Source organism: Cytobacillus spongiae, assembly GCF_021390075.1.
This window is the reverse complement of record NZ_CP089997.1, coordinates 1,332,904-1,355,846: the sequence shown is the minus strand read 5'-3', so window position 1 is coordinate 1,355,846 and position 22,943 is coordinate 1,332,904. Positions and strand designations below refer to the sequence as shown.

The window sequence follows — 22,943 nt, the reverse complement described above, 5'->3', positions numbered from 1 at the left end:
GGAAATTACATTTTGACAAACCAGTCTTTTTTCTCCATAAGTATATTTATTAACTCGTTTACTTGTTCTTCCGGGGTTCCTTCTATTTTCTTTCCTCCCTCAGGCTTAGGGGGAGTAAACATCTTCCCTACAATTGTTGGCGATCCTTTCAAGCCCAATTGAGTCCGATCGACTTCATTGAGATCGTCAACAGTCCAAATTACCGGCTCATATCTTGCAGCTCTCAGCATATTAGGAAGGGGGGAGTATTCTATTTCATTTATTTCTTTTTCAACTGTTAACAGAGCAGGTAAATCCGCTTGAATTAATTCATATCCTGATGCCAACTTTCGCTTTATGAGGATCGTTCTCTCTTGATCATTAATTTCTGCAACCTCAATTACGTTCGTAACTGGTGGGATATCCAGTCTTCTCGCAATCCCTGGACCAACCTGACCAGTATCCCCATCAATGGCATGCTTTCCACAAATGACAAGGTCTATCGGAAGTTCTTTCGAGATTTTCTCTAAAGCTTTTGATAATGCATAGCTAGTGGCAAGTGTATCCGCTCCAGCAAACGCACGATCTGAAATTAAATATCCTCGATCCGCACCAATTTCAATGCACTTTTTTATAATGGCATTTGCTTGGGGGGGCCCCATAGATAAGACTGATATGATTGTCTTACCACCCATGCGTTTCAATCGGACCGCTTCCTGTACAGCATGTGCATCATATGGATTAAGAATAGCAGGGGCGCTGCGGCGATCTAACGTATTTGTTTTCGGATTAATTTTAATGATTTTTGTATCTGGCACCTGCTTCACACATACAACAATGTGCATAATAATTTTCCCTCCTCATCATAGATATGAATATTGGCTTCCTTTACTACTCTGTTAATCGGGGATGTAAAAATTCGTTCTATTTGATTGTTTCTAAGGCGATATATTACTTTTGTGAAAATTTACATCCTCCACTTTGATCTGTTTTATTCAAAACAAAAAAGCACTAACAAAGTCTTATTGTTAATAATGTAACGTACTAAGTTATTCAGTAATTCTCCTCATACGAACATTAAATAACCTATTGTTGTAATTCTGTTGTATCGATTGATTTTGATTGAAGTTATTCTGATGAAGAAACATGTTAGAAGGGACAGTTGTAGTATTGTACTGTAAGTGTGTTAACGTAAGTTTGCAAAGCTTTCAATTATAATATAGTAAATATTCAAAATAAAACAATGATAAAAATCACAGGTTGAACAGTCAGCACGAAATTACAATTGAGATTGTTAGTTAGAATCCAACAAAAAAAGCCTATCCTTCATCACGAAGACAGACTTTGTTATATCGTAATAAGTTGTGCATTTAGTATATATCTTCGAATATGATATATAGCATGCTTGTTAAGCCCTTCAAAAAGACATCCATATCGGTATTTGTGCGTTTTTTCTTCAGCTATTTCATTTTTAATTATGACCTTACATTGGATAGGCTCTGAAGAAATAGGGAAGCTAATTATATATAATTGGTTGATTGCTAACTTCGTATCTGAGTAAAAAGCAATCCCTTTACTACTAATGTCGAGTATCTCAACGCGTAGAATTTTAACCATGTTCGTTTCAATAAGCTTAATTACCCCTTGTTCATGGATGGGGCATCTTATACTTGTCCTTTTAAATGGTATCTTTTGATCCTTATGAAACGGAATATACAGATAAAGATTATAATCATCTTTTTTTACAATTGATCCATTTTCACGGGAATCTCCGAATCTACACTCTACTTCTTCACCAAGAATAAAAAATGTAGGATCTTTCACAATCACATTTAAGATTTCTCCTTCAATGGCAAACAATGCTGCTTGAACTGATTTTTGACTTTTTACAATCGTAATATACTCCATATAAGGACCTCTTAGTCGCAAAGTTGTATGTAGGGATAGGTTAATAGTACCCTACTTTCTAGGATTTTACTAGCACCTTCGGCCACACGAGCATCAATTGCTTCATTGGAAACTTTCTGGATTCTTTTTTAATTGTCTTTTTAAGAAAGCTACATTGGTATTCATATATTAGGTCGTCTAGCTCCTGGCTATATTGAATCGTTTCTACATTAGTGAACCCCTTTTTTAACCCACATTCAATCATTCGCTCTCTCTTAATTTGTATACTTTCTAACATTTGCTTATTTGTTTGATACACCCTTCTTCCTCCTAATCATTGCACAAAGCCTTACTTTATTCATTTTTTAAAAAACTATACTGATGCATTATTACAAGATTTTCTATAAATGTAAATAGATTCGCAATATTAGACAAAGTTTTTTTCTACACTTCTTTTTCGACAAATATCACGGTTCTATTAGCTATCTTTTCGACAACCTTCTATGCGAATTAAGTTTCATTTTTTTCTTTACATTTTGAAGAATATTCAAGTAATCATTATGATAGGGGTAGATGATTCAATTTTAGGAGTGAACCATATGTATTCAATTAATCACATCTGCTTTTCCGTGTCGGACCTTAATCAGTCCATAGAGTTCTACAAAAATGTGTTTCAAGCTAAGCTTCTTGTGAAAGGTCGGACCACTGCATATTTTGACCTTGACGGATTATGGCTAGCCTTGAATGAAGAAAAATGCATACCTCGTAAGGACATCCACTCTTCCTACACGCATATAGCATTTTCTGCTTATCCTGAAGAAATTAATGAGCTAGAGAAAAAGCTTACCACTTTAGGAGTACAAATTTTAAAAAGTAGAATACGAAACGAGCGAGATGAAAACTCTCTTTATTTTTGTGATCCTGATGGCCATAAATTTGAATTTCATAGTGGAAATCTAACAAAAAGATTAAATTATTATCGTGAGGAGAAACCACATATGACCTTTTTTGATAGATAACCGAATAAAGAGGCTGGGACATAATTAAATGACTCCTTCTCAAAGACGAACAATGACTTTATTGAAATAGTTAGGTTTTAAAAACAAGTTCGTTCTACCACTCGCATTCCGAGGGGAGGAATCTGAGCCTCCTCACTACGCTTTGGTGTCTCAGCCTTTCCTCTATTTCCCTTAGTAGTCGAGTGTCTTCCGCTCCATTCCACTATTTTTTAAAATTTGTTTTCCGAACAAACAAAAATACCCGAACGAGTAAAAGGAGATAACTCCTGAACGTTCGGATATACCGTTGACTGAAATACGTATGTCCCAGCCTCAGAAATCTATGAATCATTTATTAACGAATATACTCTATAGGTCGAAGGGTTATCAAACCCCAGCTTTTTTGCTAGCTTGATGGATGATGTATTTTGAACGTCACAGTCCCATTTAGGTGCTAATTGATTTGAATAGGCTTGCTCAATAAACGAATGACCTAGCCAATAACCGAGCCCTTTTCCTCTCGCCTCTTGATCAATAAATATATCTACTTCTATATACTTGCTGCTTCGAAAAATTGAAATGCATTCCCCTACTATTTCTCCATTTTGGTTACGAATAGTAACCCCTGTTCCCATTTTCATAAATGAATCTATACTTCCCCAATACGTTTGGATGTAATTCGGAGAGAACTCTTGGCATTTCATTAGGTCTTCCTTTGTAATTGTACGAATCAAGTACTTTTCTCTTTCTCCCGCCATTGAAGGAGGTTGAACATAATGGTCTTGAAAAGAAATTCTCTCAAAGACATTAAAATCACTTGAATTAATGAAGGGGTGACTTGAAGCAAAAGAACCTAAAAATATCGTAAAGCGCTGCTTCTTTTCTTTTGCTAATGCCACACGGTCATTTATATACTCAATCAAGTTATTCCCGTTTCCTGCTAAGTAAGAAACCCCATTTGGCAATGCAAAGTATACTTCGTTTGGATATCTTTTACAATCAACAACCACTTTTCCTGCAATAATTGAGTCGAGAATGGAATAAACAAACGTTGGTACGTTATCTTCTTCCCTAATAATCTCCTTTACAAGTCCGAACTCACTCTTAGCAAGCTGCTTACCCATCTGTCCTAGCCCACATTTCTTGCGGGTTTAATTCATAGATTCCCTTCTCGCGGTACATATAATGATTAATAATAAACTCTCTTCGAATGGTTGCGTAATCATCATGAAACCTCTGAATATATTCATTAATTTCTTTTTCATCATATTTTCTTCCCATTTCAAGGCCACTGATCATATGTTCAAATATAAGGAGCTTCTTTTTCCTCTGTGACGGGATATTTTTTAGTTTTCCTTCTTTTGTAAAGAAATTCTGGATAACCTTTTGCTTGTCAATTTCTTTCACTTCTTTCACCTCTTTCTTTTCATTTATCCATTCGGTTATTTTGTTTGCTTGTTGATGTAGCAATGATTCATTTAAGAAATAATAAATCGTGTTTTTGTCTCTTCTCTGGTAGACCAGATTAATATCCTTTAATTTGTTCAAGTGATGTGAAATTGTTGATGGGGTCAACCCCAGCTTTCCTGCTATAGCTTGTCCGTGCAAAGGTCCTTTTGTAAGAAGTGTCACAATTCTAATTCTTGTTGGGTCCCCCATCGTCTTATAAAAAGATACAAGTCGTTCTAATTGCATGATATCACCCCTTCTAATTCGATGGTTATCTAATTAGATATATATCAAATTAGATAGATGTTTGTCAATATATTCTATATGTTGATGTTAAAAAAATGCTATAAGTTAACTTATATGTAATATGTTCAAGCAGATTTTCACAGTTATTTTAAGCTGGCCTTAATCATTTCAAACACAAAAAAACTCCTAAACTATTTACGTTAAGAAGTTTTATGTCTATTTTAGTTAATGATGTTCATCATCTTATGGATAATATTGATATAAGAAAAGTCCTTTACTTGCTATCCTCAACTTAGGATTTGTAACTAGCTCCCTCTAGATCTAACAGTTTTTGTTTTATATCTGTCCGTTTTCCTGCATACCCTGTTAATGAAGAATTTTTTCCGATAACTCGATGACAAGGAACAATGATCGGAATGGAGTTCTTTCTATTCGCTTGCCCGATTGCTCGAACAGCCTTTGGAGAATTAATTAGTTCTGCAATATCACCGTACGACCGCGTTTCTCCGTAAGGAATCGTATGAAGCTCATTCCAAACTTTTTGTTGAAATAAGGTTCCTTTTTGAAGAAGAGGCAGGTCAAAATCCTTTCTAAATCCCGAAAAATATTCTTCTAACTGCTGAATGGCAACTTTTACAGTTGGATTCTCCTGCTGATAGACTAGATTTAAATGTTCCTCTTCTTTTTCAAAACTTTCTTTACCAATATGTAATGACACGATATGATCATCTGCTACAACAACATAAAGTTCACCAATAGGTGAATCTATTACACCAAAAAAATTCTTCATTTTTTTTCTCCTTTACGATAAGGCAAGTAGATATGAAAGGTCGTTCCTTTATCTATTTCGCTTTGAATATCTATTGTACCTTTATGTTCCTCAATAATTCGATAACTGACCATTAATCCTAAGCCCGTACCACCTTCTTTAGTTGTATAAAAAGGTTCTCCTAGCTTTTTTATTTTCTCTTTAGAAATTCCTTTCCCTTGATCTTTCACTGCTATATGATACATACTTTCGTCCTTCTGTTCAATTACGATACTGATGATTCCTCCATTTGGCATTACTTCAATAGCATTTTTAATGATGTTAATAAATACTTTTTTCAATTGATTAGGCTCACAAAATAACAATGGAGGCTTTTCTGCGTATGATGTGATGATTTGAACATTATGTAAAACAGCTTGGGCTTTAAGTAGTTCAACAGTCTCGGACATAATTTGATTAATATTTGATTGAATAAATTTAACAGCCTGAGGTTTTGCTAAGATTAAGAACTCATTAATGATTGAATCAATTCGAGCAAGCTCCGTCTTAATGACGTGGAAATACATTTCATGATCTTGCTCAACTTCATCTTCTAATAGCTGGATAAACCCCTTTAATGCTGTCATCGGATTTCTAATTTCATGAGCAATCCCAGCTGCTAGCTCACCAACAACCGAAAGAGTATCCGATTTTCTTAGCTGTTCCTCCATCACTAGCTTTTCTGTGATCTCTTTAAAGGTCGTGATGTTTAGATCGTGTGCAACATGGAACTTACTAGAATATTCAAATGTTCGCGTCTGTCCGTTACAAAAGGGGATGGTTACTAAATCTGTTGAATGCCCATCTTCGTTTAGCTTCTGATTATCAATATTAACTGTTTCTCCGAGAAAAGAGGCGATTGACTTTCCAATGATCTTTTCTTTCGATACATCAAGCATTTTTAATGCGGATCGATTAATATTCATCACTTCATAATCATCATTCCAAAGAATAATTCCTTCTAAAGCCCCTTCGAATATTTGTTTAAATTTTTCTCCAGATTTACGAAGTTCTTCTTCCATTTTATGGCGCTCACTTACATTCCGAAAGGTACTTAAATGCAACCCTTCCACAGCATGCTTTTTTGTAGTGAATTCTAATAATTTCACTTGACCATTTGGCATTAAAAAAGCTAATTCTTCCCTAATCTGCCCAACCTCTAAAAAGGATTGGACACACCGCTCATATTTTTCATTTTTGTGCTATACAAAATCATCTAACTTTCTCGTTAATAGCTCTTCATAAGAACATTCAAACATCCGACAAGCAGCATCATTAGCATTATTAATCTTAGAATCATTATCCCACAAAACAATAGCATCTAACGCTTCTGTAAACAGTGCTTTATATAGTTCTGCATTTTTACTAACTTTTTCTTCTAGTATGCGCTTCTCCGTCACATCCCGTAAAATTGCCATAAACATCTTTTCTCCATGAATAGAGTTGGCTGTAAAGTCAAATAACCCTTCTTTATGTTGATAACGGATTGGAAGATTCCCTTTAGCAGCCCCTTGTTGTTGTAAAAGGTATTGGATTTTGTCTAATTTATAATGTTGACTAGAAGGTACAAAATCAAAAAGTGTGAGGCCCACAATTTCTTGCGGAGGAGTGTCCATTTGATTACAGAATGCAGCGTTTAATTCTATGATCCTTAACTCATTGTTAAATATAAGAACTCCATCTAAAGACTGGAGAAAGGCTTGTTTGTATAAAGGATTGGAGTCTTCCAATCCTGAAGAGTTAAAATCATTGTTCTTATGATTGTCTGTTTGGAAGTTGCTCAACTAAAACCCTCCTAAATTGGAATTGGACATTTCTATATTCTACAAAATCCGATGAAAACCCTTTAAATTTGAGACTATTCACCAAAATTTGTCTACATTTATATTTATTTATCATTCCTCTTATATGAAAATAGTTATAAAACTATGTTTTTAATTCTTCATACGTTTAGTATCTATCGGGTGGTTTCCAAGCTGTATTCAAATCCAAACTAGAAGATTGATTAGGATGACCCTTTCCCATGATTCAATAGAGGCTTGCGACGAGGAACTATGATAGACACTCCTCTGAAAGCAAACTCTTTCAACTGATATCACACCTTTTAAAAATGACGAAGAATAAGACCGTTTCATCGAAACGGTCTTATCAATTACAATTTAAATTTAACGATCATATTATTTAACTGGTCTGCTAATTCAGATAATGATTCTGCATTATCCGAAATCTCTTCCATTGCACGATTAGTTTGTGTTACTGAGGCACTTGTCTGTTCAATTCCAGCAGCGGACTCCTCTGAAATAGATGCGATATTCTCAATCGACTGATTCATTTTTATTGAGCTAGTTGAAACCTGTCTTAAGCTCTCAGAAATACCTGTTACATTTTGCGTCATGAGATTCACAGCTTCATATATTTTCTTAAATGTTTGTCCTGTAACCTCAATTTGAACTGTACCTTCTTCTACTTGTGTATAACCCTCCTCTAATGAAGTAACAACTGCATTAGACTCGGTCTGTATCCCTTTTACTATTTTCGTAATATCCGATACAGAGAACGATACTTGTTCTGCTAGTTTTCTAACCTCATCTGCAACAACTGCAAAGCCTCGTCCATGCTCACCCGCACGAGCAGCTTCAATCGCCGCATTTAGGGCTAGTAAATTCGTTTGGTTTGCAATCTCATGAATGACCTGTACTAGCTTTGAAATCTCTTTTGTTTGATCATCTAGACCTCTTACTTTACCTACGGTCTCTTTCATAATGGTATTTATCATAGACATTTGCTGCTGAGATTCTTTCATCAATTGATCGCCATGCTTTGTCATATCTAAAACATCATTTGATGCATGATGGATTGCATTTCCACTTTCATTTGCTGATTCTACTTCTTTGAGGTAATCATCCATCATTTCTGCTAAACCAGAGGCACTATTTGCTTGCTCCTCTGCACCACCTGATAACTCTTGCATCGTAGAAGCCACTTGCTGACTAGATGCTTTCACTTCATTTGCTGCTTTATTTAGTTCCCCGCTTTTATCCGATACGTAGGATGAAACAGAAGAAATTTCTTGAATCATTGATTGCAGTCGTTCTTTCATAGAGTTCGTGGCCTTACTTAACTCCGCAATTTCGTCAGTTCCTTGATATTCAACAGCTTTCACATTTAAGTTACCTGCCGCAATTTCATTGGAAACTCGAACAATTTCACTTAGTTTAGTGCTTATGATTTTTCCGATGATTACAATACTTAATATCCCTAATAAAGCAGAGATAACAATGGAAATAACTAAAACGATTAATGTAAGGATAATGCTCGATTTAGCTGACTTAACGGACCTTTCTTGATCTTCCTTCATTGCTTGTCGAAGATTGTCAAGGCGAACAACAGTACCCGCAATTAAACTGTCTACTTGCTGTTTTCCTAAACGATATTCTCTTTCATGTTGAAGTTTAACCTCTGGTTCTATTACATCTTTGAAAAGAGAAGTAATTTTTTCTTCATTTTTTACAATCTCATCAAACTGTTCTTTTGCATTTGCTGTTGTAAGTCCTGGTTCAATTTCTTTTTGAAGCTTGTCAAATGTTTCTGTTAATTCATCGAAACTTCTTACATGCTTAGGGTTGCTGTCAATGATAAAATTCCCAATTGCTCCACCTTTTTCATGAAAAATAGCTGTAGCTTCAATAACAGCTATCGCATTCTCACCACTTCTTTTTACTTCATCCATCTTTCCGTTTCCAATAGTTAATAGAATAAAGGTGATAATAGTGGAAATTGTAAATAAACCTATCGTTAAGAATAACGCGACACCATATTTCTTGCCCAGCTTTAGATTATTCCAGACTTTATTACTAGTAAGAAGTTTAGATAGAAAATTATGCCTATTTTGAATAGACTTTTCTTTCTTTTTGGCCACTTTTTCTTTCTTTGTTGTATTTCTCTTAATCTTCAGCCCTTTCACACAAAACCCCCCTATAACTCTCTTCCTACTCCACCTATAATTTACAGAAAAATAACATAAGTCTAAAGTATTATACTAATTATAATAGATTGTTAAATTAATTTGAAGAATTTTCCCTAATTTATAATAAATTTCAGTAAAAGAAGCAAGGTGGAATGATTCACCTTGCTTCTTTTCTTTAAACCTTTAAAGACACTATAAATTTTTTAGTCTTGTCAATTTATTATTTTAAAGTAGTTTTATCCCTTATATCATTGACTCTCTAGAAACTAACATATTATTTTATAAATAAGGGTTTTCATTCTTCGCCTTCAGGCGCTTCCATCTTATTTCGACTTCCTCTTCAAAATCAAGCAACATGTCTTGATTTTCTTCTTTCAATAAATGCTTCGTTTTTCCCATTTGTTTCAGCCAATCTGATAACGGAATTCGTTTATTCTTGCTCTCTGGATCATAAGTAATCGTAGTTTGCCCTTGCTCAACCTCATAAAGTGGAAAGAAGCACGAATTAACAGCAGCCTCTACGATGGTTTGGCCATGACGATCTTCAGATTTCCAGTTCAGTGGACATGTAATTAAGATCTTACCATAAACTGTTCCAACATTTTGCGCGTACCATTGTGCTTTCGCAGCTTTTTTAATTAAGTCTTGTGGGAATGCTTCTGTTCCAGTGAAAACATACGGAATATTGGTTGAAGCCATAATTTGTGCAGTATCTTTATGATGAAATGCCTTACCCTTTTGCGTTTTTCCAATATTTGTTGTACTTGTCATATGTCCAATTGGTGTAGAATAAGACATTTGTGATCCAGTGTTCATATACCCTTCATTATCGTACTCAAGCATGATTAAATTATGATTTCTCAGAGCTGTACCAATGGCAGATCCCATTCCTATATCCATCCCGCCATCACCTGTAATCATGACGAAAGTAGCATCATCAGCGACATTTACCTCTCCGCGACGTTTCAACTCTAAGAATGCTTCTAATGTACCTGATAATGTAGCAGCGCCATTTTGAAACAAGTTATGAATCATTGTCTGCTTATGAGAAGTGTGAGGATAAGCAGTCGTAACTACATATGCACAACCAGTTTGGAATAAAACGACAACATCTCCCTCAATCCCTTTAAAGAATAACTCTAACCCTCCGAATATACCACAACCTGGACATGCACCATGCCCCGATGCAAGCCTTTTTGGCTTAGCCGTTAATGCTCTTAAAGGGGGGAGCTTCACTTTTAACTTTTTCGTTTCATCATCTGGAATCACTTGGATCAAACCTGTCTTATAAGCGTCTCCATATTGAGGACTGATTACCTGTCCTTGTTCCTGTAGTGGATCGCCTGGAACATGACCATAATAATCAAATGTTTTTTCAGCGTACCCTTTATTCATTGCCTCTATGGCAAGCTCGAAAAAATTCTCTGCATCATCGGCATAAAAATCCTTCCCACCAAGACCAAACACTCTACTTAAAACAATCGTGTGATTTTCCAAATCTTCTTGTAAGGCTGATTTGATTTCATGTGTTAGATTAGGACCATTCCCTCCATATGAGTCTGCTCTTTCACCGACTAATAGGGCTTTTACATTTTTTAACGCTGACTGTATTTCTTTGCTTGGGAATGGTCGAATCATATTAGGGCTAATAACCCCTGCTTTTATTCCCTTTTTCCGAAGGCCATCTACTACATCTTTTGCAGATTCGGCAGCTGAATTTAATAAAAATAATGCTACCTCTGCATCTTTCATTTGATACAAATCAAGGACTGGATATTCTCGACCTGAGACTTTTGCATATTCTGCTGCGACCTCTTTAAATACTTTTCCAGCCTGATAGATTGCTTCAGATTGCTGAAAATGGTTATTTATTAAGTCATCCCCATTCATATGAGCACCGATTGTTACCGGCTTCTTAGGATCACGAGCAACTGGATAGTCTGTAGGGCATTCCCCAACAAATTGCTGAACAACCTTTCGATCCTTAAAGTAATCAACTTTCCGTTTTTGATGGGATGTAAAAAACCCATCATACGCGACCATGACAGGTAATCGTACGGATGCATGCTCTGCTATCTTTAAAGCCATAATGTTCATATCATATACAGCTTGAGGTGTTCTCGCTGTTAAAATTACCCATCCAGTGTTAAGAGCAAAGTAGAGGTCTGAATGATCTCCTCTAATATCTAGAGGTCCACTAATTGACCTTGTTACTAAGTTCATTACCATTGGGAATCGAGTTCCTGATTGGACTGGTAATTGCTCTAACATATACATTAAGCCATTCGCACTTGTTGCATTAAACACACGAGCTCCGGTTGCTGCAGCCCCATAACAGATTCCTGCTGACCCATGCTCTCCGTCGGCAGCAATTAACTTAATATCATGCTCTCCACGAGACTTCATTTGATCTAAATACTGTGCAACCTCCGTTGAAGGAGTAATTGGAAAATATCCCATAATATGATAATTAATTTGAGCCGCTGCCATTGCCGCCATTTCATTTCCTGACTCAAACGTGGTCACTTGTTTTGCAGCAGCATTTGTCTTTAAATTTTCTTCTAAAATGGCCATTACAACGTCCCTCCCGTTAGATAAGGAAAGTTTTGCTTCACTCGATGACTTTCTGCATATCCAATGGTTTCACGCAAGTCACGTAAAGCCTCAGTAGGACATGCTTCCACACATTTTAAGCAACCTTTACAATATTGATAGTCGATGCCTTTTAAAAACATCTGCTTGCGCCCACGCTTATCTTCGCTTTCTTCCCACACAAAGCAGTAGTCTGGACATGCAGTATCACATTGAGCACAATTGATACATTTCTCTTGTTCAAACTGTGGTAAGAATCCTTGTCTAGATCCACTTAAATCTTTCAATATACTATTTGCTTGCGTTTGAATAACACCACCGATAGGCTGTGTTTCATAGCCAAGTGAAGTGACTGAACGTGTAAACGCTTTCGCAATTACATTCTCAGAAGATGAATAAGATTTAAACTGTACTTCTTCAAACCCTCTATTAAAAGTTCGGATATTTGGTTCGACTAAGTGTGGATATTTTTTTTCAAACGTTCTATGAATGACATTTCTCATTTCTTCGGGATCTAAGAAGTCGCATATACGGTAAAGAGCCCCTAGCATAGCCGTATTAACCTTGGTTCTCTCTTCGACAGCAATTCCCAGCGCATCAATAACGGCTAACGTTCCGTATTCTAGTTTTAAATCTTTTTTAATCAAGTCAAAATCCCTTGTAGAATTAACTAACACGACACCGTTTGGTAAGAGTCCACTAACTACATCTACCGTTTTATATAATGCTTCATGGAAAATCCCAATCACATGCGGTTGTTCGATTGGACTATGTGCTCGTATTTCAACCTTTGGCTCACAAAATCGGACAAAACTCTTAACAGGTGAGCCCTTCTTTTCTGAACCATATGATGAAAAATTGGACCCATTTAGTCCTAAACCCAATACACCAGCTTCTGCTAGCATTTTTCCAGCTAAATTGGCACCTAAACCGCCAATCGATTCTAATCTAATTTCATAAAATCCCAATTCATTTTTTACAGGTAAAATGGACATACTCTCCCTCCCAATTTCGAATCCTTTACTGTCCCCAATATAATTCTAAGGAAAGAACCTGTGATTGGCTGTGATAAATATCAAACATGTGTCACTTTTTTTTGAAACACATTTTTTCGCTTACTAATTTCCTTTTAACCAAGAGGGTTATGAAGTGTTAACAATTATATAACAGATAGAAAATTGTACTATAACACTTTTGGTACATTGATCCTACATTCAAATTCACTCTAATATTCATAGTTTGGAAGATGAAATGGTGGGTAAAAGATTATAACTTTTTTAGGGGGTATCTTTAAGGAGGAAACTATGCAGCAAAGAGAATATTACTTTGACAACGTAAAATTCATCTTAATCTTTTTAGTTGTTTTCGGTCACTTTATTCACTCTTTTATTGAGGATCAGAAGTTGATTTATACATTTTATCAAACGATTTATACGTTTCACATGCCGGCTTTTATCTTGATTTCTGGATATTTTGCGAAAGGCTTTTGGAAAGATGGATACATTAAAAAAATCACCAAAAAATTAATCATTCCATATATTATTTTCCAACTAATCTACTCAATTTTTTATTACTTTCTCTATAGTAGAGAGTGGATCAATATAGATTTGCTCGATCCACATTGGTCTTTGTGGTTTCTAATTAGTTTATTCTGTTGGAATCTCATGCTCATGCTCTTTACAAAACTGAAGCCGGGATTATCCATTTCGTTGTCAGTTCTAATTGCGTTAGGCGTCGGATATATTGATTGGGTTGCAAACTATTTAAGTTTATCGCGAACGCTTGTTTTTTTTCCGTTCTTCCTATTGGGATACTATTTAAAAAAGGATCATTTCTTTCAATTTCTAAAGGTAAGGTACAAAATTTTGAGTGCTCTTATCTTGATATCTATAGTTATTGGTTTTTACTTTTTCCCAGAATTAGATAATAAATGGCTACTTGGATCAAAGCCATACGATGAGATGGGAAATGCTTCAATATTATCCATGGCTACAAGGTTTGGGATCTATTTATTAAGTTTAATGATGATATTTTCCTTTTTCATCTTCGTCCCAAGAAGGAAGTATTTCTTTACGACCTTTGGAAAAAACACACTATATGTTTACCTACTTCATGGGTTTTTCATTCGTATTTTTCGAGAAAGTGAGGTTCGAAGTTACTTTACAACTATAGAAGATCTTGTCTTTCTCGCAGCACTTGCTCTTTTACTAACAATGGTACTATCAAGTAAGCTAGTCACTACCATAACACAACCAATTATTGAACTAAACCTATCCAAATGGAAGCACCTTAAGCAGAGAGTGCGGGCTAAATCCCCATTAAGAAATATATAATTGAATGGTTGAAAAATGACCTCTAGGTAAACTCAAAGGCTTTTAAGTTTACCTAGAGGTCATAATTTTTCTAGATGACCTAGTGCATCTATTTCTCTATTGATCTTCAATAACAATATATGTCGCTTCAACTGGACCATGAACTCCAACGACTAGGTTCATTTCAATATCAGCTGAATTACTTGGGCCAGTAATAAAATTTATACATGAAGCTACTTTTCCATTTAGTGCCTTTTCCCTCATCAAACGAGCTGCTTGGGTCATTCTTGGTACAATCGTGCTCTTTGGAATGAGAATAATGGATGTTGCTGGTAGAAAGCTAACGGATCTTCCTTTATGTTGATTGCTGAATAAAACCGCTGTCCCAGATTCGGCTAGTGTGATATCACTTATCGTGATGCCAATATTTGCTTGATCTGCAACATCTACATTCATTCGTCCTTTCTCAAAGTCCCATATGTGTACACATACATGATCCCACCCTTCGTGAAGAAGCTTCCCTAATCCATAATCCTCAAAGCGCTCATCCTTCCAGGCTACAATTGATCCATTACCAAATTGATTCACTACCTCTATAAGTTTAGCTTGTAATTCCTCAGTAGTTGTCACAATTAGATTCGTATGAACCTTCGTACATTGTATCTTTAATACCTCTAACAACTCATCCTGTGAAGCTCCTTTTAGCACATCATCCTGAGGAGTATACTTCCATTTTGGTCTTATTACTCCTGTTATATTTCTTGGACGGTTTAAACGATTAGCAATTTTATTTAAAAAAGCATCCCGATTATGAATCATCCCAGTCATTATTGGTTTCCTCCTTTAGGGCGGTTATTAAACCAATCTCGAAAACGCTCTTTCGTTGGAGCTGGAAAGTCCCTTATTTCTGTCCATGCTTTTAACGGTCCCGGTCCTTTAGAGATCTTATCCCCAACTGTGAAAGGGTTCATTGCTGTTGGAGCCATTTTTGTACCAAGCTTATAAAGATTAGGAGATGCGGCACCTAATCCAAATGCTTTCATTGCTAGTTTTTCGGAAATCGGTGCACGTCCTTCCTTTTCTACGATCACTTGTCGATGTTTATGGAGAAGCTCATGTAGAGGAATTTTTACAGGACACGCTTCGGTACAAGCAGCACATAATGTGGATGCATATGGAAGTTCTTTGTAATCATCATAGCCTCCTAATAAAGGTGATAGAACGGCTCCTATAGGCCCAGAGTATATAGAGCCATATGAATGTCCTCCTACGTGTCGGTATACTGGACATACATTTATACATGCAGCACATCTTATACATTGTAGAACCGATTGAAATTCTCCACCAAGTATATTCGAACGGCCATTATCTACGATTACGAGGTGAAACTCTTCTGGACCATCCACATCTTTCTCTTCTTTAGGTCCTGTTAACACCGTGATATAGCTTGTAAGCTTTTGGCCTACTGCGCTTCTTGTTAGTAGACTTACGAGTACTTCCATTTCCTCAAATGTAGGTACAAGCCTTTCCATTCCCATGACAGTAATTTGTGTCTTTGGTAGAGCTGTTACAAGATCTGCATTTCCTTCGTTTGTTACGAGACTGATTGAGCCTGTTTCTGCTACAGCAAAGTTACATCCCGTAATTCCAATATCAGCAGTTAAGTATTCTTGACGAAGCATTTCTCGTGCGTGCCAAGCAAGTTCTTCGGGTTTCTCCGTTTTCTCATAATTGAGTTTCTCTTTAAACACATCACGAATTTGTTCCTTGTTTTTATGTAGGGCTGGAGCCACAATATGGGAAGGTGGATCATGATCATCAACTTGTAAAATATACTCCCCTAAATCTGTCTCAATGACTTCACAGCCTGCAGCTTCTAACGTTGCGTTTAAATGAATTTCTTCCGTGACCATTGATTTAGACTTAACTACTTTTTTAGCCTTTTTGTTTTCTACTACATTGCGAATATATTCATTTGCTTCTTCAGCAGTTTCAGCAAAAAATACATGCCCACCTTGCTTTGAAACATTATCACTCAACTGAAGAAGATAATAATCTAAATTTTCTAGCACATGCTGACGAATTTCTTCTCCATGAGAGCGCCATTCCTCCCAGTTTCCTAATTCCTCTGCAGCTTCTATCCTTCTCGTTCGAAGCCTCTCTTGTGCACTTGAAACCGCTCCGCGCATAAACGCATTTTGAATACCTTGGTCAACACGATCTTTAAACTCCTCGGTCCCAATTTTCATTGCCATTACGATTCCTCCTTTAAAACGCAAACGCTTGTTTTACGTCATTTTAACCGCTTACTCAATTTATGAATAAACTTAGCTATTTCTATTTCAATTACCGACTATTTAACACCTCAGCAATATGAAGCACTTTAATTGGTTTACCCTTACGCTCGATTCTACCGCCAATATTCATTAAACAGCCAGCGTCCGCACCTATTAAATAATCAGCTTCCGTCTCTTCAACATGTTGAACTTTCTCATCTACCATCTGTTCAGAAATTTGAGCCATTTTCACTGAAAAAGTTCCTCCAAATCCACAACAATTATGCTTTCCAGGTAATTCAGTAAATTCTAGACCTTTAACATGACTTAATAATTTTATAGGGGCATCTTTGACTCCTAGTAATCTCGTCATATGACAAGACGTATGATATGTCACTTTTCCTTCAAAGCGAGCTCCTACATCTTCAACTTCTAGAACATCTACAATAAATTCAGTTAACTCATATGTTTTTTCTGCAAGCGCTTTCGCTTTTGCCCGCCAATTGGCATCATCCTTAAAAATATGCGGATATTCCTTAAACATACTTGCACAGGAACCTGAAGGTGAAACAACATATTCGGCATGTTCAAATGATTGTATCATCCTTTTCATTGCTTCTTTTGATTCTTTTACATAACCGCTATTATAAGCAGGCTGGCCGCAACATACCTGCGTTTCGGGAAAATCAATTTCACATCCCAGGCGTTCTAGCAATTCAACAGTTGCCTTTCCTACATCACTTTGAAACAGATCGACTAAACATGTTGCAAAAAGGGTTACTTTCATTTTTATCCCTCTCCCCCTAGACAATTTCTATGATTACTACTTTATTCCTTAATGCCTAACTAGTCAACTGGTCATCTGATGACTGATATATATTTTTCGAAATTAATCGTCCTACAAAATGCACCTATACCCAATAGATAGCTATCGAAGAGATTTTTTTATGGATAAAATAAAAGGCGGAAGATGTTTCAACCATCTCCCGCCTTTTATTAAGATTGTTTTGAGCTATTAAGATATTTACTTAAAATAGCTTCCACATTTTCAAGGTGTTGAAACATAGATTGTCTTGCATTTACTTCATTTTGCTTCTCAATCGCATCGTAAATTGCAAGGTGCTCCTCGTATAACTGCTCTCTTGTCGTCTCTTTTGAATACAACCAAATTCTTCTCGTCTCTTTCATAGTCTCTCTCATAAGTTCAGAAACATGATTTAGTAAACTGTATAATAAGGGATTTTGAGAAGCTTCTGCTAGCGCCAAATGAAAATCGAGATCCGCTTTTTCCCCCAGCTCTTCATCTCCAGATGCTTGTTTCATTTCTTCAAGTGCATGATGCATAGCAGCTAGATGGTCTGATCTTCGTTTCTTAGCTGCTGAAGCTGCCGCACCCGTTTCGATGATTTTCCGAACTTCTAATAAATTTGTAATGTCAGCTTGGTTCATTAAGATTGCAGTTGATAGAGGAAAAGAAATTTGCTCAGGCTCAAACCCTTTTACATAAGTTCCTTCCCCTTGCTTCATTTGAATTAGTCCCATTGCCCTAAGCGCAGATAAGGCTTCACGAATAGCTGAACGTCCCACTTGAAAGTTCTCTGCAAGCTGCTGCACTGAATCTAACTTATCACCAGGTTGAAGTTGTCCAGAACGAATCAACTCGAATAACGCTTCAGCCACTTCTTCATATATTTTCTTCGGTTTAATTTGTTTATATTTCAATAGATCACCTCATAGCAACCACTCGAATGATAAATGGTTCATTCAAGTTTCTCTCTTGATTATACTGAAAACGGTCAAAGGTCCAAAGGAAAAAGATAAAAATTTTCAACAAACCTATTGTTTTTTTATTTATTCACAAATATAATTCTTTTCAGAACACTTATCATCCAGTCATCAGATGACCTAATTATCTTATTCTATAATATGATGTGAACGATTTCTTCGTGAAATTGTCGTACAGGGGGATGTAGTAGATAAGATAGTTATAAAAATTCAGGGGGGAAATGGTATGACATTTACACCAGATTTTACTGCTGTTGGAGATCATTTATTATTATCTGCGGCAGTGGCATTAATTCCAATCATTTATTTCTTTTGGGCATTAGCTGTTAAACGTATGAAAGGTTACTTAGCTGGTCTTTCTACTTTGGGGATTGCCTTGGTTATTGCTGTAATCGCTTTCAAAATGCCTGTGGGCATGGCGGTTATGTCTGCGACACAGGGGGCTGTCTATGGAATCCTACCAATCGGTTGGATAATTATTACGTCTGTTTTTCTATATAAGTTAACTGTAAAAACAGGACAATTTGACATTATTCGTAATTCTGTTTTATCTATTACGGAGGACCGCCGTTTACAAGCTTTATTAGTTGCTTTCTCATTTGGAGCATTTTTAGAAGGTGCTGCTGGATTTGGAGCACCTGTTGCAATTTCTGCGGCATTGTTAGTTGGATTAGGCTTTAGTCCCCTTTACGCTGCTGGAATTTGCTTACTAGCTAACACGGCTCCAGTTGCTTTCGGAGCAATAGGAATCCCTATTATTGCTGTTGAAGGTCCAACAGGAATTCCTGCTATGGAAATTTCCAAAATGGTTGGACGACAATTACCATTCTTATCCGTATTTATTCCGTTTTATTTAGTTGTGATTATGGCAGGATTTAAAAAAGCGTTTGAGATCATGCCTGCCATATTAGTATCAGGTATTTCTTTTGCAGTTACCCAGTTCCTTACTTCAAACTTTATGGGACCTGAACTTCCAGACATCTTGTCTGCATTAGTCTCATTATTGGCTTTAACTATTTTCTTGAAGTTTTGGAAGCCTAAGACAATTTTTCGATTCTCCGCAGAACAGGAGATGGCTGCTAGCGTGGCTGAGAATCAAGCAACAATGCCTGTTACATTTTCAGGTGGGCAAATATTTAAAGCTTGGTCTCCTTTCTTAGTGTTAACTGGCTTTATTTCGATTTGGGGAATTCCAACCATTAAGTCCGCATTGACGGGCCATTACGAAGGCACAAATGTGATCCTTAAAGGGGTCAATTCAATTGGACATCTTTTCACGTTAATGCCTGAAGTTCCCGGCCTAAGCAATAAAATAATTAATGCATCGGGTGAAGCTACTCCAGCCTTTTATAAGCTTGAGCTATTAGGAGCTGCTGGAACGGCTATCCTCCTTTCTGCTATCGTAACAAAATTTATAGTTCAAATTTCATGGACCCAATGGGTAATTACGTTTGGAGAAACATTAAATGAATTAAAGTATCCCATCATTACAATTGCCTCTGTCGTAGGATTTGCCTATGTAACAAATGCATCTGGTATGAGTACTACTTTAGGAATGACTTTAGCGAAAACTGGGTCTTTATTCCCGTTCTTTTCACCATTCCTAGGTTGGTTAGGTGTATTTATAACTGGCTCAGATACTTCAGCCAATTTATTATTTGGTAATCTACAAAAAATTACTGCTACCTCAGTAGGAATGGATCCATTATTAGCTGTAGCTGCTAACTCTTCTGGTGGTGTTACTGGAAAGATGATTTCACCTCAGTCTATCGCTGTCGCATGTGCAGCAGTTGGACTAGCTGGAAAAGAATCGGACCTTTTCCGTTTTACTATAAAACACAGCATATTCTTAGTAATATTAATAGGGATTTTAACTTTCTTACAGAATGGAATTTTATCTTGGATGATTCCTTAGATGATCTTTTGGTTATGTAATTGTAGTGTTTTTCTATAAAACAAACTTTGAAATACAACTTTTTTATCAGGCTGCCTCTCACATGAGGCAGTCGTTTTCGGTTTGGACCATGTTTTTCAACTGTTCATTTTGTCTACAATGTTTTATAATTATAGTTCTGTATAAGCTACTCTATGAAAAAGAGCTTTGTTTCTAATGGGTGTTAAACCTTAGTGTTGATTTTTAACAATAAGTCGATTGTAAAGAAAGCTCTTAGACTCATTGGGGAATTCGGTTCTCGAAGATCCCTTTAGAGCGTTTTATAAGCTGAGGATGGTCACCCCCGGTCCACGTAAAGCCATTGACTGTAGCTGAAATCAACAACAAAATGTAACGGAGCCATTCTAATAATTACTATTTTATGTTATTTATAAATGAACCTTTCTAAAAGGAGTTTAACGTTAATGAATATTATTTGTTCGACCTTAAATGCGAAATATATTCATACGAATATAGCCATTCGTTATTTAAAAGCATATGCTGCACCAGAATTTAATGTTCAGCTTGCAGAATATACAATTAAAGACCCAGTTATGAATATTGTGACTGATTTAATTCAAAAAAGGCCAAATATCATTGGTTTTAGCTGTTATATTTGGAATATTGAAGAGACCATGAAAGTGATTGGAATGATTAAAAAGATTGATCCTTCTATTCGTATTGTTCTCGGAGGTCCAGAAGTGACCTATGATGTTCATGACTGGATGAAACAGCTTGAAAACGTTGATTTCATTGTAATTGGTGAGGGTGAACAAACGTTCAAACAGCTTCTCACTCAACTATCAACAGAAAATGACTTTAATAATGTTCCTGGAATTGCCTACCGAAAAGACGAGGAAATCATCATTAATCCTCAGCAAAACAAGCTTGATTTGCGAGACTTACCTTCCCCTTTCCGGTTTGAAGAAGATATATCTCAGCTTTCAAAACGAGTCACATATATTGAAACAAGTCGTGGATGCCCATTTAGCTGCCAATTTTGTCTTTCTTCTATAGAAGTAGGCGTTCGCTATTTTGATCGAGAAAAAATTAAAGAAGATATTCGTTATCTAATGCACAATGGAGCTAAAACCATTAAGTTTGTGGACAGGACATTCAATATTAGTAGAAGCTATGCATTAGAGATGTTTCAATTTTTAATTGATGAACACTTACCTGGAACTGTCTTCCAATTTGAAATTACGGCAGATATTATGCGTCCTGAAGTAATTGAGTTTTTAAACCAAAATGCCCCTACAGGCTTGTTCCGTTTTGAAATTGGTGTACAATCAACGAATGACTACACAAATGAGCTTGTAATGAGGAAACAGAATTTCGAAAAGCTGACAAGAACCGTAACAATGGTGAAAGACGGCAGAAAGATTGCTCAGCATTTAGATTTAATTGCTGGACTACCTGAAGAAGATTACCATACGTTCAAAAAAACCTTTAATGATGTATTTGAATTAAGGCCGGAAGAGCTACAGCTAGGTTTCCTAAAAATGTTAAGGGGTACTGGCCTCCGATTAACGGCAGATAACCACCAATATATATACATGGATCAATCTCCTTATGAAATACTTGGTAACAATGTATTGTCATTTGATGATATCATTCGTATTAAACAAGTCGAAGATGTTCTCGAAAAGTATTGGAATGATCATAGGATGGATCATACAATTGAATATTTAGTATCTCATGCCTTTACTTCTCCATTTGAGTTTTTCCAATTATTTGGTTCGTATTGGGAAGACCAAGGCTGGTCCCGAATTGGGCATCAACTTGAAGATTTATTTAAACGGTTATATCAATTTTTAAAGTACATCAAACTTGAAGACTTAGAGGTTGTCGAAGGACTAATGAAATATGATTACTTCTTAAACCACAAATACAAACCAAGAAAACCTTGGTTTGAGTCTAAACTTGATAAACAAACAAGATCACATTTCTACCAACATATTCTTGAACAACCTTCAATCTTAGGAAACGAATATCAAGCGTACAATTTACACGAGAGGGACTTGTATAAGCATACAATTGTTGAAGAACTAGCATTTAATTTACATGTCTATCTCGAAACCGGATCTATTCATAAGCAAGTAACAAAAATTCTTGTTTATTTTGACCCTACTAAAGAACAAGCAAAAATTTTTAGTGTAAAATAAGCCCGATTCATTCATTAAAACGACTGTAGATTACTATTCACCGATAGTCTTCTTCAGTCGTTTTTAATTACAATTTAATATCCACTTTGAACCCTCTAGGAGGGAATCTTAATCATCAGAATGTTTTATTGAACAGGGTAATCGCAATCTTCTTCATCGTTTTTTTTCTTTTTCGGATTCATAAACGGGATTTCATATTGTTTTGCTGCATTCATATCCCCCAATTCAATTCCAAATTCAACATTGGAAGAATCTCCTTTTTGTCTTTCCTTCTTTTTGTCCATTAACTTCTTCCCTCTTTCCCCTGCTTGGAGTTTCGGTTAAACCCCTTCATATCCTCTTCTCCTCGACTGAATTCAGCTGAGAATTCTGATTGGAGAGTGTTGGTTTTGGGTGTCTTACTATACTTCTCGACCACACGATGTTCAGCTTTTCGCTTAGCCATCTTAAATCCCCCTTAATGTTATTATTTGTTCACTAATAGTCTAATCTAGTAACTTCTATTTATCCTTACCTAATTCTGCATGATTGACAACTTCTCATAAA

21 protein-coding genes are annotated in these 22,943 nt (G+C 36.2%); 4 read left to right on the top strand and 17 right to left on the bottom strand.

Annotated features, from left to right (window positions below; all coding sequences use genetic code 11):
- Positions 1 to 5: 5 nt before the first annotated feature.
- From LS684_RS06955 to LS684_RS06945, 3 genes are all read right to left on the bottom strand, one after another.
- On the bottom strand, positions 6 to 824 hold the full coding sequence (locus LS684_RS06955; RefSeq protein ID WP_233810891.1) for an electron transfer flavoprotein subunit beta/FixA family protein: 819 nt from the start codon (positions 822 to 824) through the stop codon (positions 6 to 8).
- Between the two features lie 502 nt (positions 825 to 1,326).
- The gene (locus tag LS684_RS06950; protein WP_233810890.1) at positions 1,327 to 1,887 is read right to left on the bottom strand and encodes a PilZ domain-containing protein; all 561 of its coding nucleotides are present in this window, start codon (positions 1,885 to 1,887) and stop codon (positions 1,327 to 1,329) included.
- A 58-nt stretch (positions 1,888 to 1,945) separates the two neighbouring features.
- Positions 1,946 to 2,185 (bottom strand): aspartyl-phosphate phosphatase Spo0E family protein, encoded by a 240-nt coding sequence (locus LS684_RS06945; RefSeq protein ID WP_233810889.1) that lies wholly within the window; start codon positions 2,183 to 2,185, stop codon positions 1,946 to 1,948.
- A gap of 280 nt (positions 2,186 to 2,465) precedes the next feature.
- On the opposite strand from LS684_RS06945, the gene fosB reads away from it, so the two are divergent.
- Positions 2,466 to 2,885 carry a metallothiol transferase FosB gene (fosB, locus tag LS684_RS06940; protein WP_233810888.1) on the top strand — a complete coding sequence of 140 codons (420 nt, stop codon included), beginning with the start codon at positions 2,466 to 2,468 and terminating at the stop codon, positions 2,883 to 2,885.
- Between the two features lie 320 nt (positions 2,886 to 3,205).
- On the opposite strand, the gene LS684_RS06935 is transcribed toward fosB, so the two are convergent.
- The 8 genes from LS684_RS06935 to LS684_RS06900 form a co-directional block, all read right to left on the bottom strand.
- The gene (locus LS684_RS06935) at positions 3,206 to 3,988 is read right to left on the bottom strand and encodes a GNAT family N-acetyltransferase (protein ID WP_233810887.1); all 783 of its coding nucleotides are present in this window, start codon (positions 3,986 to 3,988) and stop codon (positions 3,206 to 3,208) included.
- Positions 3,981 to 4,559, bottom strand: coding sequence for a DUF2087 domain-containing protein (locus LS684_RS06930; protein WP_233810886.1), 579 nt, complete (start codon positions 4,557 to 4,559; stop codon positions 3,981 to 3,983). The genes LS684_RS06935 and LS684_RS06930 overlap by 8 nt, the downstream gene beginning before the upstream one ends.
- A gap of 292 nt (positions 4,560 to 4,851) precedes the next feature.
- On the bottom strand, positions 4,852 to 5,349 hold the full coding sequence (locus tag LS684_RS06925) for a methylated-DNA--[protein]-cysteine S-methyltransferase (protein WP_233810885.1): 498 nt from the start codon (positions 5,347 to 5,349) through the stop codon (positions 4,852 to 4,854).
- On the bottom strand, positions 5,346 to 6,491 hold the full coding sequence (locus LS684_RS06920) for a PAS domain-containing sensor histidine kinase (protein ID WP_233810884.1): 1,146 nt from the start codon (positions 6,489 to 6,491) through the stop codon (positions 5,346 to 5,348). Before LS684_RS06920 ends, LS684_RS06925 begins: the two co-directional genes overlap by 4 nt.
- A gap of 78 nt (positions 6,492 to 6,569) precedes the next feature.
- A complete protein-coding gene (locus LS684_RS06915) occupies positions 6,570 to 7,151 on the bottom strand; it encodes a PAS domain-containing protein (RefSeq protein WP_233810883.1) in 582 nt (193 codons plus the stop codon).
- Between the two features lie 368 nt (positions 7,152 to 7,519).
- On the bottom strand, positions 7,520 to 9,331 hold the full coding sequence (locus tag LS684_RS06910) for a methyl-accepting chemotaxis protein (RefSeq protein WP_233810882.1): 1,812 nt from the start codon (positions 9,329 to 9,331) through the stop codon (positions 7,520 to 7,522).
- Positions 9,332 to 9,613: 282 nt separating this feature from the next.
- Positions 9,614 to 11,908: a thiamine pyrophosphate-dependent enzyme gene (locus LS684_RS06905; RefSeq protein ID WP_233810881.1), complete on the bottom strand. Its 2,295-nt coding sequence runs from the start codon at positions 11,906 to 11,908 to the stop codon at positions 9,614 to 9,616.
- Complete coding sequence (locus LS684_RS06900; RefSeq protein ID WP_233810880.1) at positions 11,908 to 12,921, bottom strand: 2-oxoacid:acceptor oxidoreductase family protein; 1,014 nt, start codon at positions 12,919 to 12,921, stop codon at positions 11,908 to 11,910. Before LS684_RS06900 ends, LS684_RS06905 begins: the two co-directional genes overlap by 1 nt.
- Before the next feature lie 309 nt (positions 12,922 to 13,230).
- Here LS684_RS06900 and LS684_RS06895 point away from each other — a divergent pair, with 309 nt between their 5' ends.
- Positions 13,231 to 14,259, top strand: a complete 1,029-nt coding sequence (locus tag LS684_RS06895; RefSeq protein WP_233810879.1) for an acyltransferase family protein — start codon at positions 13,231 to 13,233, stop codon at positions 14,257 to 14,259.
- Positions 14,260 to 14,355: 96 nt separating this feature from the next.
- Here the strand turns inward: LS684_RS06895 and LS684_RS06890 are convergent, their stop codons facing one another.
- From LS684_RS06890 to LS684_RS06875, 4 genes are all read right to left on the bottom strand, one after another.
- Positions 14,356 to 15,066 carry a LutC/YkgG family protein gene (locus LS684_RS06890; protein WP_284701583.1) on the bottom strand — a complete coding sequence of 237 codons (711 nt, stop codon included), beginning with the start codon at positions 15,064 to 15,066 and terminating at the stop codon, positions 14,356 to 14,358.
- Positions 15,066 to 16,493 carry a LutB/LldF family L-lactate oxidation iron-sulfur protein gene (locus LS684_RS06885; protein WP_233810878.1) on the bottom strand — a complete coding sequence of 476 codons (1,428 nt, stop codon included), beginning with the start codon at positions 16,491 to 16,493 and terminating at the stop codon, positions 15,066 to 15,068. The genes LS684_RS06890 and LS684_RS06885 overlap by 1 nt, the downstream gene beginning before the upstream one ends.
- Before the next feature lie 91 nt (positions 16,494 to 16,584).
- Positions 16,585 to 17,301 carry a (Fe-S)-binding protein gene (locus LS684_RS06880; protein WP_233810877.1) on the bottom strand — a complete coding sequence of 239 codons (717 nt, stop codon included), beginning with the start codon at positions 17,299 to 17,301 and terminating at the stop codon, positions 16,585 to 16,587.
- A 209-nt stretch (positions 17,302 to 17,510) separates the two neighbouring features.
- Positions 17,511 to 18,236 carry a FadR/GntR family transcriptional regulator gene (locus LS684_RS06875; protein WP_284701582.1) on the bottom strand — a complete coding sequence of 242 codons (726 nt, stop codon included), beginning with the start codon at positions 18,234 to 18,236 and terminating at the stop codon, positions 17,511 to 17,513.
- Between the two features lie 289 nt (positions 18,237 to 18,525).
- Between LS684_RS06875 and LS684_RS06870 the strand changes: the two genes are divergently transcribed.
- Positions 18,526 to 20,214 carry an L-lactate permease gene (locus tag LS684_RS06870; protein WP_233810876.1) on the top strand — a complete coding sequence of 563 codons (1,689 nt, stop codon included), beginning with the start codon at positions 18,526 to 18,528 and terminating at the stop codon, positions 20,212 to 20,214.
- Positions 20,215 to 20,657: 443 nt separating this feature from the next.
- Complete coding sequence (locus LS684_RS06865) at positions 20,658 to 22,397, top strand: B12-binding domain-containing radical SAM protein (protein WP_233810875.1); 1,740 nt, start codon at positions 20,658 to 20,660, stop codon at positions 22,395 to 22,397.
- 125 nt (positions 22,398 to 22,522) lie between these two features.
- Here the strand turns inward: LS684_RS06865 and LS684_RS06860 are convergent, their stop codons facing one another.
- Both LS684_RS06860 and LS684_RS06855 read right to left on the bottom strand, forming a co-directional pair.
- Positions 22,523 to 22,681, bottom strand: a complete 159-nt coding sequence (locus tag LS684_RS06860) for a hypothetical protein (RefSeq protein WP_233810874.1) — start codon at positions 22,679 to 22,681, stop codon at positions 22,523 to 22,525.
- Complete coding sequence (locus LS684_RS06855) at positions 22,681 to 22,842, bottom strand: hypothetical protein (RefSeq protein ID WP_233810873.1); 162 nt, start codon at positions 22,840 to 22,842, stop codon at positions 22,681 to 22,683. Before LS684_RS06855 ends, LS684_RS06860 begins: the two co-directional genes overlap by 1 nt.
- Positions 22,843 to 22,943 lie beyond the last annotated feature (101 nt).